Genomic DNA, 12,737 nt, shown 5'->3' with positions numbered 1-12,737 from the left:
CGGGCTCACGCCCGTGCCAGCATCTCGTCGATGGCCTCGTTGGCCAGGGCATCGGCGCGCTCGTTGCCGGGATGGCCGCTGTGCCCCTTTACCCAGTGCCACTCGATGGCATGCCGCTGGGCTTCCTCGTGCAGCGCTCGCCACAGCTCGGCATTCTTGACCGGCTGCTTGGAGGCGGTCTTCCAGCCTCGCTTGATCCAACCGTGAATCCACTCGGTAATCCCGCGGCGCAGGTATTCCGAGTCGGTCCACAGCGATACCCGGCAAGGGCGGGTCAGCGCGCGCAGGGCCATGATAGCGGCCATCAGCTCCATACGATTGTTGGTGGTAAGCTCTTCGGCGCCCATCAGGGGCTTTTCGTGAGGCCCACTGCACAGTAGCGCCCCCCAGCCGCCGGGGCCGGGATTTCCGCGGCAAGCGCCGTCGGTATAGATCGTCACTTCGGGCAACGCCCCTGACTGTGGTTGGTCTGTCACCCTCGCTCGCCCTCTCCGGAGGCGGCCCGGCCGGTGGCATTGCCCAGCGTCGACCCGGCGATCGGCGTCGGGAAGACCACCCGGCCGCGCCGGGGCTGGGCCAGCTGAGACCGGCGCCGCGCATGAATCATGAAGCTCTCGCCGAAAGGCAGATTGTGCCGGCGTCCCAGGGTCTCGAGCATGGTGTTGTGCACCAGTCCACCGGGCAGGCGAAAGCCGCAGTAGTCTACCCGCTGCGCCTCGAAGTCGACAAACGCCAGCCAGTCGGCAAGCCGCGCCGGCATGCGCCAGCGACCGCGCCCGGGAAGCCGGCGACGATGTCCCGGCCACCAGCGCAACCAGCCCCCCGGGCCCAGCGGGTGCCAGCAGAACAGGATCAGATGACCATCGTCAGCGGTGACGCGTGCCGCCTCCTGCAGCAGATGATGAGGGTCGGGGACCACCTCGAGCAGATGATGCACCACCACCAGATTCAGGCAGCCGTCGGGCAACGGCAGCGCGTCCGGCGGGCACACCAGGGTATTGTCGGTCTGTGCCAGCTCGAGGGTCGGCGACCAGCGCAGGGCGTGACGAACGGGACACATATCAGTGAGGGTCGGGGCAAGTCCGAGCTCAAGGCCATGGACACCGAACCAGCGCTCACAGAGAGGCCCCAGGCAAGCCCGCTGGGCCTGCCAGACGCCCTGACCAGCGGGGCCAGCCCAGTAACGACGGCCTTCGCGCACTAGCCGCGCCATGATCATCGCATCCTGCGAATTTGACATGATCCGTTCATCTCTCCAAAGTGATCGGCTTTGTGAACAATTTTGAACCAAGATGCCCGCGTCTCCCAGGCCCTCGACCGCGGCGCAAGGACCCGACCCCATGTTGAGCGTGACACCGATTCCCGCCTTTCGCGACAACTATATCTGGCTGCTCCGCCAGGATACGAGCGACGACGTCTGCGTGGTAGATCCAGGTGATGCCGCCCCAGTAATCGAGACCCTCGAGCGGGAAGGTCTGACGCTGGGCAGCGTGCTGATCACTCACCATCACCCGGACCACGTGGGTGGCCTGCCCGAGCTGATCGCACGCTATGCACCGCGCGTGATCGGGCCCCACAACCCGGAAATAGACGGCATCGACGAGCGCGTCGCCGCCGGTGATGAGGTGCGGGTCATGGGACGCCTTTTCGAAGTCCTGGAGGTCCCGGGCCACACCCTGGATCACATCGCTTTTTTCACCGCCGGCATTCCGCCGCTGCTTTTCTGCGGCGACACCCTGTTCAGCGCCGGCTGTGGACGCCTGTTCGAAGGGACACCCGAACAGATGCACGCCTCGCTGTCGCGCCTCACGGCGCTTCCCGAGGACACCCTGGTCTTCGCGGCCCATGAGTACACGCTGGCAAACCTGCGTTTCGCCAAGGCTGCGGATCCCGACAACCCCGACATCGACACCGCCGAGCAGGAGTGCCGGCGGGCCCGGGAGCTCGAGCGCCCTACTCTGCCCAGCACCATCGGGCGAGAACGGCGCATCAACCCTTTCCTGCGCTGCGAAGACGCCAGCGTTCGTCGTGCCGCCGCCACCCAAGGCGACACGTCTGACGCCGTGGCGACCTTCGCCACGCTGCGCGCCTGGAAAGACGACTTCTGAGACCCAGCCGCCGGGCGCCCGACGCCGCTGCCGTGACGGCGGCGACCCTGCGCCCCCGGAGACCCCTGCATGACCTATTACACATCGCGCCGACGTCTCCTCGGATTCGCCAGCACGATCGCCATGGCCGGCGCCCTGATCGCCGGTGCCTACACCAAGGCATCGACCCTGCCCGCCGGCCGTCTAGCGGCCGACATGCCGACCTTTTCGCCCAGCCACCGCGGCGAGCCAGAGGGTCGCCGCACCTTCTGGAGCCATCTCCAGCTGCAGCCCGCCGACGCTTGGTCGCGGCTGCGCGACAGCTTCCACTGGCAGGACCAGTGGCAGAACGGAGCCGGCCACGCCCGGGTCAAGCACTGGATCGACGAATACAGTGCCAAGCCGCACAACATCGTCGAGATCGCCGAGCGTGCCCGTCCATGGCTGGCTTGGATCCTCGAGCGCATCGAAACCCGCGGCCTGCCTGGCGAGCTGGCCCTGGTACCTTTCGTCGAGAGCTCCTTCGATCCCGAGGCCCGCAGCCACTTCGGCGCTGCCGGCCTGTGGCAGATCATGCCGCGCACCGGCGACGCCCTGGGACTGCGCCGCAGCGGCAGCTGGGACGGCCGCCTCGACGTAGTGCGCTCCACCAAGGCCGCGCTGGACTACATCGAGTACCAGGCTGAACAGTGGTACCAAGGCGACATCGAGCTCTCCCTGGCCGCCTACAACGCCGGCGCCGGCACCGTGAACCGGGCCCAGAAACGAGCCCTGGCCAGTGGCCGAGCGGGCAGCTACTGGGACCTCGAGCTGCCCAACGAGACCATGGACTATGTGCCCAAGCTGCTGGCAATCTCTGCCATCGTCAGCGATCCCGAGCGCTACGGCGTCACGCTGCCCGAGATCGAGGGTTCCCCCGCCTTCGAGCGAGTGCCGGTCACACGCACGGTGCACCTCGGCGAGGCCGCGCGCCTGGCCGGTGTCCCGACCGCCCAGTTGGCGGCTCTGAATCCCGGCCTTCGCAGCAGCACCGCCCGTCCGGGCCAGGTCAGCGAACTGCTTGTTCCCGTTGACAATGCCGAGCCACTGCTGGCCGCCATGCGACGCCCCGGTCCGCCCAGCCGCAACACCTCCGAGGTCCACGTGGTACAGAGCGGCGACACCCTGTCCGGTATCGCCTCGGAACACGCCGTGGCGGTCGCCGACCTGGCCCGCTGGAACGGCCTCGACAGCCCCAATGCTTTACAACCCGGCCAGCAGCTGACACTTTCCGGTAGATGATGAGAGGGCGTTCGCCCTCTCCCCTGGTACAAGGATGCTGACCGATGCGATCGACCGTGCTGCTGATGGCAGCCCTGGCGGCAGGCCCAGTCCTGGCCTCAGAACCGGCTGACGTGCCCACTCGCCATGCCCTCGCCCTCTACGGCGCCCCGGCGCTACCGGCGGACTTCGAGCACTTTGCCTACGTCAATCCGGACGCTCCGGTGGGCGGCACCCTGACCCGCAGTGCCAACGGCAGCTTCGACTCCACCAACCCCTTCATCGTCCAGGGCACCCCCGCCGCCGGCCTCGCCGCCATCTACGACACCCTGATGGTGCAGAACCCCGACGAGCCCTTCACCATGTACGGGCTGCTGGCCCAGGGCATTCGACTCGACCCGGACCGCAAATGGATCGAGTTCGATCTCGCGCCCGAGGCCCGTTTCCACGACGGCGAGCCGGTCACCGCCGAAGACGTGATCTTCAGCTTCGAGACCCTGACCAAGCGGGGCCAGCCCTTCTACGCCGCCTACTACGCCGACGTCAGCGACGTGCGTGCGGTCGACGAGGACACCGTTCACTTCGATCTCGCCGACAGCGAGTCCCGAGAGCTGCCGCTGATCCTCGGCCAGCTACCGATCCTGCCGGCCCACTACTGGGAAGGTCGCGACTTCGAACGCCCCACCCGAGACGCCCTGCTCGGCTCCGGCCCCTATCGCATCGCTCAAGTCGATCCGGGGCGGCGCATCGTCTATGAACGCGTAGCGGACTACTGGGGCCACGACCTGCCCGTCAATCGCGGTCGCCACAACATCGCGCGGCTGGCCTTCGACTACTACCGAGACCAGACGGTGGCTCTCGAGGCCTTCAAGGCCGGCAACCTGGACATGCGCATCGAGTCCAGCGCCCGCAACTGGGCCACCGCCTACGACTTTCCCGCTGCAGACGACGGCTTCGTCGAGCTCCTGGAAGTGCCCGACGGCCAGCCGGCGGGCATGCAAGCCTATGTGATGAACATCCGTCGCAACACCTTCCAGGACGTGCGAGTGCGCGAGGCACTCAACCTGGCCTTCGACTTCGAGTGGCTCAACCAGAACCTCTTCTACGGCGCCTATCAGCGCACCCACAGCTATTTCGAGAATTCCGAGATGGCGGCACAGGGTCTGCCCGGCGAGGACGAACTGGCCCTGCTCGAGCCCCATCGCGATGCCCTGCCCGAAGCGGTCTTCGACGAGCCGCTGCCCATCGAGCAGCCGCAGGACATGCGCGCGCGCCTGCGCAAGGCCCTGGGGCTGCTGCACGCGGCCGGCTACGAGAACGCCGAGGACGGCACGCTGGTCGACACCGAGACCGGCGAGCCGCTGACCCTCGAGGTACTGCTTTATGACACCCAGTTCGAGCGAGTGGTGCAGCCGCTGCTGCGCAACCTCTCGCGGCTCGGCGTGCAGGGCGACATCCGCATCGTCGACGTCAACCAGTACTTGAACCGGCTGCGCCGCTTCGACTTCGATATCGTGGTCGGCGGCTTTCCCCAGTCAGCGAATCCCGGTAACGAGCAGCGCGACTTCTGGGGCAGCGAGTATGCCGACGCGCCCCAGAGTCGCAACCTGATCGGCCTCGAAAGCCCGGCGGTCGACGACCTGGTGGATGCCCTGATCGCCGCCGACACCCGCGAGGCTCTGGATACCGCCGCCCAGGCCCTGGACCGGGTGCTGCGCTGGGGCTTCTACGTGATTCCTCAATGGCATCTGGGCAGTACCCGCCTCGCGGTGTGGGACAAGTTCGGCTGGCGAGAACCCTTCCCCGAGTACAACCTTGACCTGGACGCCTGGTGGGTCGAGCCAGAGCGCGCCGCAGAGATCGAGGCCCGCCAGCGTAATCGGTGAGTCCGGGGTGAGGTGCGAGGTACGATATCGGTAAAGAAGCGCCCAGGGATGGGGGTACTGCGTCCTCGCGATGGTCCGACACTTCGGGGCTTGTCGCCGGAAAAGCTCATCACTCGTTGAGATTTCATAGAAGCTCTAAGGACACGCCGTGGCCGCCTACGTACTGCGCCGCATCCTGCTGATGATTCCCACCCTGCTGGGGATCATGCTGCTCAACTTCCTGATCGTCCAGGCCGCCCCGGGCGGCCCCATCGACCAGATGCTGGCCCGCTTCGAGGGCCTCTCCACCCAGGCCAGCACCCGCCTTGAGGGCGGCGGCGGCGACAGCGCCGGCGGCGGGGAATCGCGCGGTGCCCGGGGCGTGCCCCAGCAATTCATCGACCGGCTCGAGACCCAGTTCGGCTTCGACCAGCCGGCCCACGAGCGCTTCTTCGGCATGCTTGCCGACTACGCCACCTTCGACCTCGGCGAGAGCTTCTTCCGCGGCGAAAAGGTCACTACCCTGATGCTCGAGCGACTGCCGGTATCGATCTCGCTGGGGCTCTGGACCACTCTGCTGGTGTATCTGATCTCGATCCCGCTGGGCGTACGCAAGGCACTACGGCATGGGTCGCGCTTCGATGTCTGGACCTCGGGACTGGTGATCGTCGGCTACGCCATCCCCGGCTTCCTGTTCGCCATCCTGTTGATCGTGCTGTTCGCCGGCGGCAGCTACTGGGAGGTCTTCCCGCTGCGCGGACTGACCTCGCCGGACTTCGCCGACCTCTCGGCCTGGGGCAAGGTCAAGGACTACTTCTGGCACATCAGCCTGCCGGTGCTGGCCTCGGCGATCGGCAGCTTCGCCACCCTGACCATGCTGACCAAGAACAGCTTCCTCGACGAGATCCACAAGCAGTACGTGCTCACCGCCCGCGCCAAGGGCGCCAGCGACAGCCGAGTGCTCTATGGCCATGTGTTCCGCAACGCCATGCTGATCATCATCGCCGGGCTGCCCGCGGCGCTGGTGGCCATCTTCTTCACCGGCTCGCTGCTGATCGAGGTGATCTTCTCGCTCAACGGCCTGGGCCTGCTGGGCTTCGAAGCGGTGATGCAGCGCGACTATCCGGTGATCTTCGGCACCCTCTACCTCTATACCCTGATCGGGCTGATCCTGAAGCTGATCTCGGATCTGACCTACGTGTGGGTCGACCCCCGCATCGACTTCGAGACCCGGGAGTCCTGAGCATGGCGCTGAGCGATCGTCTATCCCCCATCACCCGACGCCGGCTGGCGGTGTTCCGCGGCAATCCCCGGGCGCGCCTGTCGCTGTGGATGTTCCTGGCACTGTTCGTGGTCAGCCTCGGCGCCGAACTGGTGGCCAACGACAGACCGCTGCTCGTCCACTACCAGGACCAGTGGTATGCACCGCTGATCGTCGACTATCCGGACAGCGAGTTCGGCGGCTTCCTGCCCACCCCGGCCGACTATCGGGATCCCTATACCCGCGAGGCCATCGAGGCCGAGGGCTGGATACTGTGGCCGCCGATTCCCTTCGCCTACGACACCCTAGACCAGCATCTCGACCATCCCGCGCCCTCGCCGCCCAGCGCCCGCCACTGGCTAGGCACCGACGATCAGGGACGCGACGTGCTGGCCCGGGTGATCTACGGCTTCCGCCTGTCGGTGGTCTTCGCCCTGGTCCTCACCGTCGGCTCGCTGGCGCTCGGGGTGGTCATCGGCGGCGTGCAGGGCTACTTCGGCGGCAACGTCGACCTGATCGGCCAGCGCCTGATCGAGATCTGGTCGGGGCTGCCGGTGCTGTTCCTGCTGATCATCCTCGCCAGTCTGGTCGAACCCGACCTGTGGTGGCTGCTCGCCATCATGCTGCTGTTCTCCTGGCTGGGGCTGGTCGACGTGGTGCGCGCCGAGTTCCTGCGCGCCCGCAACCTGGAATACGTGCGCGCCGCCAAGGCGATGGGCCTGCCCTCGCGAATCATCATGCGTCGCCACGTGCTGCCCAACGCCATGGTCGCCACCCTGACCTTCATCCCGTTCCTGTTCACCGGCGCCATCACCACCCTCACCGCCTTGGATTTCCTCGGCTTCGGCCTGCCGCCGGGCTCGCCGTCGCTGGGCGAGCTGGTGGCCCAGGGCAAGAACAACCTCCAGGCACCGTGGCTGGGCATCGCCGCCTTCTTGACCCTGGCGGTGATGCTGTCGCTGTTGGTATTCATCGGCGAGGGGCTGCGCGACGCCTTCGATCCACGCCATATCCAGCACGCCAGCGGCAAGGCCGAGCCGGCCGGCAGCAAGCACCAGACCGCCACCGGGAGCGCCAGATGAGCGACGAGACCCTGCTTCGCCTCGAGGACCTGACCATCGCCTTCGACGACGCGCCGGTGGTCGAAGGGCTGTCGCTGGAGGTGCGCCGCGGCGAGACCCTGGCGCTGGTCGGCGAGTCCGGCTCCGGCAAGTCGGTGACGGCCCTCGGCGCCCTGGGCCTGCTGCCGCCAGGGACACAAGTGAGCGGCACGCGCCGGCTCGGCGATATCGATCTAGCAAAGATGTCGACACAAGACTGGCGGGCACTGCGCGGCAGCCGGGTCGGCTTCGTGTTCCAGGAACCGATGACCTCGCTGAATCCGCTGCACACCGTGGCCCGCCAGATCGGGGAGACGCTGCGCCTGCACCAGGGGCTTCGCGGGGCGGCCGCACGCCGGCGTTCACGCGAGCTACTCGAGCAGGTCCAGCTACCCCGCGCCGAGGAGCTGCTCGACGCCTGGCCCCACCAGCTCTCCGGCGGCCAGCGCCAGCGAGTGATGATCGCCATGGCCATCGCCAACAACCCGCAGCTGCTGATCGCCGACGAGCCGACCACCGCACTGGACGTCACCGTACAGCAGGAGATCCTGTCGCTGCTCGCCGAACTGCGCGATACCCACGGCATGGGCATGCTGTTCATCACCCATGACCTCAACCTGGTGCGCCGCCACGCCGACCGGGTCTGCGTGATGTGCCACGGACAGGCGCAGGAAAGCGGGCCGGTGTCTCGGGTCTTCGAGCGCCCCGAGAGCCCCTACACCCGGGAGCTGCTGGCCGCCAACCCCACCGGGCGTCCCGAACCGATTGCCCAAGGCGCGCCGCTGCTCAGCGCCCGTGGGCTGGGCATTCGCTTCCAGCGGCCGAAGAAGCTGTTCAGCCGCCGTCCGCCTGCCTTCGAAGCGCTCAAGCCGCTGGACCTGACGATCGCTCCCGGAGAGACGCTCGGCATCGTCGGCGAATCCGGCTCCGGCAAGACCACCCTGGCCCTGGCGCTGCTGCGCCTGCAGCAAAGCCACGGCGAGATCGAGTTCGACGGCGTGCGCCTCGACACCCTTCACGGCGACGCCCTACGCCGCCAGCGGCGACGACTACAGGTGGTGTTCCAGGACCCATACGGCTCGCTGTCCCCGCGCATGCCGGTGGCCGATATCATCAGCGAGGGGTTGCGTTTCCACCACCCCGAACTCGACGACGCCGAGGTGAACCGCCGAGTGCGCGATACCCTGCGCGAGGTCGACCTGCCCGAGGCATGCGGCGCCCGCTATCCGCACGAGTTCTCCGGCGGGCAGCGACAGCGCATCGCCGTGGCCCGGGCCATCATCCTCGAACCGTCGCTGCTGGTGCTCGACGAACCGACCTCGGCGCTGGATCGCACCGTCCAGAAGCAGCTGGTCACCCTACTGCGGGAGCTCCAGCGCAAGCGCGGCCTCAGTTACCTGTTCATCAGCCATGACCTGGCGGTGGTGCGCGCCATGGCCCATCGCTTGCTGGTGCTCAAGGACGGCGAGGTGGTCGAACAAGGCGACTGCCAGAGCGTCCTGACTCACCCCTCCACCGACTATACCCGCGCCCTGGTCGAGGCCGCCGGCCTCTCCCCGACAGCCGGATGATCCTTCCAGGCTAATAGGATGGACGGCAGGCTTCGGAAGCGAAAGATAACGGTATAAGATACGTCGATTCGGCGCTGACAAGACCCGAGCTCGTTGAAATCGAGCAGGCATTCCCGCGCCCGACTCCACGTCTGTTCCGGCTATAATGGGCCCACACGATCTGGTGCCGAGACATGTCATGGGGCAAGCGGGAAAACGGTGTACGGCCGTCATGCTGCTGATCGTGTTGAGCCTGCTGGCCACCACGGTCCTGGCATCGTCTCTCGAGCTGGAGAGCGGCTGGGAATATCGCTGGGGCGACTCGCCGAGGCTCACCGACGGCACGCCAGCCTGGTTACAACCGGGCGACGACGAGGCTTGGCAGCCGATCGACTTCCCCTCCAATCCGCCCCATCGTGCAGGTCGTCATCACGCCTGGTTCCGCGTGACCCTGCCGGCGGGCGACTGGCGCGACCCGGTGCTCTACGTATACAGCATCGACCTGATCGCCGAGGTCTATCTGAGCGGTGAGCGCATCTATCGTCACGGCGCCTTCGATGACGCTGGCGAAGGCCGTTTTGCCGGCTGGCCATGGCACATGATCCCCCTGCCAAAGGGCGCCGCCGGCCAACATCTGTACTTCCGGATATATTCCGACTACACCGACATCGGCCTATGGGGCGAGATCAAGCTGATGGAGCGCGCCGATCTGCTCGGCTACATTCTTAAACACTCCGCCAGCGCCTTGGTCGTCAGCCCATTATGCCTGCTGCTCGCCCTACTGGCCGGCATCTTCGCCGTCATCCAGGCCAACCGTCGCAGCTTCGCCGCCATTGCGCTGTTTGGCCTGGCCGCCGGCACCATGATCCTGGCCGAATCCCAGGCCAGCCAGCTGCTGCTCAACGCCCCGCTGATGTGGGACTTCCTGGCCGCCGGCGGGTACTTCACCCTCCCCATTGCCCTCGGCCTTTTGCTGGAGCACTGGTTCGCCGATACTCGCCCACGGCTGATACGGAGCATCTGGCAGGCACACCTGGCCTACCTGATCGCAGCCCTGGGAGCCGCCGGTCTCGGCTGGGTGGACCTGGCGATCACCTTTCCGGTGTTCGACGCCCTGCTGGTCGTCAGCCTGGTGCTGCTGATGGCCACGATCACCCCGCGGCTGCATCGGCTCGGAGCACGACAGCGTGCCATCCTGGCGACCTTCGCCCTGTTCGGCGCCCTACTGCTGGCCGACATGGCGGTAGCTCACGGTCTGTTGCCCTGGTCACGGGTGCCGGTGAGCGCCGGGGCGCTGGCCTTTGCGTTGGCCATCGTGGTGATCTCGCTGCTCGACTATGCCCATACCCAGCGTGACCTCAAACGACTGAACCAGCGCCTCGAGGCCGAGGTCACCGCCAGAACCCAGCAGCTGCAGACGCTGGTAGAACGCCTGGAGACCTACTCCTACACCGATCCTCTCACCGGACTGCACAATCGCCGTTATTTCGACGAACTGCTGCAGCACGAAGCTCGCCAGGCCCAGCGCGAGGATACGCCGCTGGCCTTGGCGATGATCGATATCGACCACTTCAAGCGTGTCAACGACCGCCACGGCCACGAGGCAGGCGACCGGGTACTTGCCGGCGTGGCCACCATCCTGAACGACCACTTCCGCGATGCCGACGTGGTCTGCCGGCTCGGCGGAGAGGAGTTCGTGGTGCTGTTGCCAGGCGCGGATGCCGACGCGGCCCGAACCAGACTCGAGACGCTGATGACACAGTTGGCGGGGCGCGTCTACTGGCACGGGGAGCGCATGCTGGGCCCCGTCACCATTTCCTGTGGCATCGCCGTCTACCCAACGCATGCCTCAAGCCCCATGGCCCTGGCAGAACTCGCCGACCGTGCCCTCTATGCCGCCAAGCAAGCAGGAAGGGCACGCGTTGCCGTGTACGCCTAGATCAAGTCGCTACTGTCCGGCCCGGACCCTAGCGACGCCGGGACAGCGGCTTGCGGTAACGAGCTAGTAGAAAGCCTTGACCTCGGCATCGTCGAGTTCGCGCCACTCACCGGGCGCAAGATCCTCATCCAGGTGCAACGGGCCCACCGACTCGCGATGCAGAGTCTCGACGTGATTGCCAAGGGCCGCGAACATACGCCGCACCTGATGGTAACGCCCTTCGTGAATGGTCAGCCGGGCATGATGGGCATCGAGCAGCGCCAGTTCCGCCGGCCGGGTCGGCAGCTCGTCCCCCTCCAGCAATATGCCCTCGGCAACGGCAGTCACGGCACGCTCGGCCTCCGCCCCGACCAGGGGCCGGGCTAACTCGGCCCGATAGACCTTGGCGCAGCCGCGTCGCGGCGAACTGACCCGATGGGACCACTGGCCGTCGTCGCTCAGCAGCAGCAGGCCGGTAGTATCGACATCGAGCCGCCCCACCGGCTGCAGCCGCTCGGCCTTGGGCAGGTCGATCAAATCCACCGCCCGCGGATAGAGCCCGCGCCGCGCCGTGCACTCGACCCCGGTCGGCTTGTGCAGCATCACGTAGCGCAGCCCCACCAGCGAGAGCGGCTGACCGTTCCAGGTCACTCGGTCATCGTCATTGATGTGCCGGGCGCCCTTCTTCTCGAGCTCGCCGTTGACATCGACTTCGCCGCGGGACAAGGCTCGCTTGGCCAGGCTGCGGGTCAGCTCGGTACTCTCGGAGAGGAAACGATCCAGCCGCATCAGGCGCCCACCCCGTCGGACAAGCCAAAATGATCGGCATCGCGCCAGGCCGGAAACTTCTCGCGGAAGGCCTCGAGTTCATCCAGCGACAGCGTGCCGGTCTTGATGAAGGGCGTATCCCGCGGTTCATCGATCAAGGGCTCGCCCTTGGCGTCCACCAGCATGGAATCACCGGCATAGGCCAGCCCCTTGGCGTCCTCGCCGACCCGATTGACGCCAATCACCGGACACAGGTTCTCCACTGCCCGGGCCTGCAGCAGCACTCGCCAGGGATGTCGGCGCGGCGCCGGCCAATTGGCCACGCACAGCAGGGCATCGTATTCGAAGTGTTCACCCGGCGCAGGCTGCTGACGCAGCCAGACCGGAAAGCGCAGGTCATAGCAGACGCTGAGCAGAAGGCGAAAACCCTTGAGCTCGACGATCACCCGCTCGTGCCCCATGGCGTAGCGCTCGTGCTCGCCGGCCATACGGAATAGATGACGCTTGTCATAGTGCACGAGGCTGCCATCGGGGCGCGCCCAGACCAGGCGATTGAAATACTCGCCGTCCTCCACCACGGCCACGCTACCGGTCACCACGCAACCGCGGTTTGCCGCCTGGTCGCGCAGCCAGGCCACGGTGGCACTCTCGTCCATGGGCTCGGCCATCTCGCGCGAGTTCATGGTGAAGCCGGTGGCAAACATCTCGGGCAGTACGATCAAATCGGTGTCGTCACCGCCAAGCTCGCCGAGCGCCGACTCCAGCATCCGGCAATTGGCCTCGGGATCTTCCCAGCGCAGATCGGCCTGCACCAGGGTGGTTCTCAGTTCGCTCATCGGGGACTCCATCGGGATCGGGCAACCCCTCCAGCCTACCCGAGACGGCGACGACACGCAGCCACCGAGCCATGACACGCCGCGCCATCGGC

11 protein-coding genes are annotated in these 12,737 nt (G+C 66.7%); 7 read left to right on the top strand and 4 right to left on the bottom strand.

Features of this window, described 5'->3' with window-relative positions; all coding sequences use genetic code 11:
- Positions 1–5: 5 nt before the first annotated feature.
- Both rnhA and ACGTN6_RS08310 read right to left on the bottom strand, forming a co-directional pair.
- A complete protein-coding gene (rnhA, locus tag ACGTN6_RS08315; protein WP_394591066.1) occupies positions 6–449 on the bottom strand; it encodes a ribonuclease HI in 444 nt (147 codons plus the stop codon).
- A 23-nt stretch (positions 450–472) separates the two neighbouring features.
- A complete protein-coding gene (locus tag ACGTN6_RS08310; RefSeq protein WP_394590915.1) occupies positions 473–1,240 on the bottom strand; it encodes a methyltransferase domain-containing protein in 768 nt (255 codons plus the stop codon).
- 100 nt (positions 1,241–1,340) lie between these two features.
- Here ACGTN6_RS08310 and gloB point away from each other — a divergent pair, with 100 nt between their 5' ends.
- The 7 genes from gloB to ACGTN6_RS08275 all read left to right on the top strand — a co-directional run bounded on the left by gloB (position 1,341) and on the right by ACGTN6_RS08275 (position 11,062).
- Complete coding sequence (gloB, locus tag ACGTN6_RS08305; protein ID WP_394590914.1) at positions 1,341–2,108, top strand: hydroxyacylglutathione hydrolase; 768 nt, start codon at positions 1,341–1,343, stop codon at positions 2,106–2,108.
- Between the two features lie 69 nt (positions 2,109–2,177).
- Positions 2,178–3,368, top strand: coding sequence for a transglycosylase SLT domain-containing protein (locus tag ACGTN6_RS08300; protein ID WP_394590913.1), 1,191 nt, complete (start codon positions 2,178–2,180; stop codon positions 3,366–3,368).
- 44 nt (positions 3,369–3,412) lie between these two features.
- A complete protein-coding gene (locus ACGTN6_RS08295; RefSeq protein WP_394590912.1) occupies positions 3,413–5,233 on the top strand; it encodes an extracellular solute-binding protein in 1,821 nt (606 codons plus the stop codon).
- Between the two features lie 148 nt (positions 5,234–5,381).
- Positions 5,382–6,455 (top strand): microcin C ABC transporter permease YejB, encoded by a 1,074-nt coding sequence (locus ACGTN6_RS08290; protein ID WP_394590910.1) that lies wholly within the window; start codon positions 5,382–5,384, stop codon positions 6,453–6,455.
- Positions 6,456–6,457: 2 nt separating this feature from the next.
- Complete coding sequence (locus ACGTN6_RS08285; RefSeq protein ID WP_394590909.1) at positions 6,458–7,555, top strand: ABC transporter permease; 1,098 nt, start codon at positions 6,458–6,460, stop codon at positions 7,553–7,555.
- On the top strand, positions 7,552–9,144 hold the full coding sequence (locus ACGTN6_RS08280) for an ABC transporter ATP-binding protein (RefSeq protein ID WP_394590908.1): 1,593 nt from the start codon (positions 7,552–7,554) through the stop codon (positions 9,142–9,144). The genes ACGTN6_RS08285 and ACGTN6_RS08280 overlap by 4 nt, the downstream gene beginning before the upstream one ends.
- Positions 9,145–9,355: 211 nt before the next feature.
- Positions 9,356–11,062: a GGDEF domain-containing protein gene (locus tag ACGTN6_RS08275; protein ID WP_394590906.1), complete on the top strand. Its 1,707-nt coding sequence runs from the start codon at positions 9,356–9,358 to the stop codon at positions 11,060–11,062.
- A 63-nt stretch (positions 11,063–11,125) separates the two neighbouring features.
- Here the strand turns inward: ACGTN6_RS08275 and ACGTN6_RS08270 are convergent, their stop codons facing one another.
- On the bottom strand, positions 11,126–11,830 hold the full coding sequence (locus ACGTN6_RS08270) for a pseudouridine synthase (RefSeq protein ID WP_394590905.1): 705 nt from the start codon (positions 11,828–11,830) through the stop codon (positions 11,126–11,128).
- Positions 11,830–12,645, bottom strand: a complete 816-nt coding sequence (locus tag ACGTN6_RS08265; RefSeq protein WP_394590903.1) for an amidohydrolase — start codon at positions 12,643–12,645, stop codon at positions 11,830–11,832. The genes ACGTN6_RS08270 and ACGTN6_RS08265 overlap by 1 nt, the downstream gene beginning before the upstream one ends.
- Between the last annotated feature and the right edge of the window lie 92 nt (positions 12,646–12,737).

The organism is Halomonas sp. B23F22_20 (assembly GCF_043496985.1).
In the GTDB taxonomy this organism is placed as follows: domain Bacteria; phylum Pseudomonadota; class Gammaproteobacteria; order Pseudomonadales; family Halomonadaceae; genus Halomonas.
This window is presented reverse-complemented; position numbering and strand designations above follow the sequence as displayed.

Bases quoted from the DNA above. Each gene is read 5' to 3' on its own strand.
- ACGTN6_RS08310 (WP_394590915.1), bottom strand. From the start codon at position 1,240: ATGTCAAATTCGCAGGATGCGATGATCATGGCGCGGCTAGTGCGCGAA.
- gloB (WP_394590914.1), top strand. From the start codon at position 1,341: ATGTTGAGCGTGACACCGATTCCCGCCTTTCGCGACAACTATATCTGG.
- ACGTN6_RS08300 (WP_394590913.1), top strand. From the start codon at position 2,178: ATGACCTATTACACATCGCGCCGACGTCTCCTCGGATTCGCCAGCACG.
- ACGTN6_RS08295 (WP_394590912.1), top strand. From the start codon at position 3,413: ATGCGATCGACCGTGCTGCTGATGGCAGCCCTGGCGGCAGGCCCAGTC.
- ACGTN6_RS08285 (WP_394590909.1), top strand. From the start codon at position 6,458: ATGGCGCTGAGCGATCGTCTATCCCCCATCACCCGACGCCGGCTGGCG.
- ACGTN6_RS08280 (WP_394590908.1), top strand. From the start codon at position 7,552: ATGAGCGACGAGACCCTGCTTCGCCTCGAGGACCTGACCATCGCCTTC.
- ACGTN6_RS08275 (WP_394590906.1), top strand. From the start codon at position 9,356: ATGCTGCTGATCGTGTTGAGCCTGCTGGCCACCACGGTCCTGGCATCG.
- ACGTN6_RS08270 (WP_394590905.1), bottom strand. From the start codon at position 11,830: ATGCGGCTGGATCGTTTCCTCTCCGAGAGTACCGAGCTGACCCGCAGC.
- ACGTN6_RS08265 (WP_394590903.1), bottom strand. From the start codon at position 12,645: ATGAGCGAACTGAGAACCACCCTGGTGCAGGCCGATCTGCGCTGGGAA.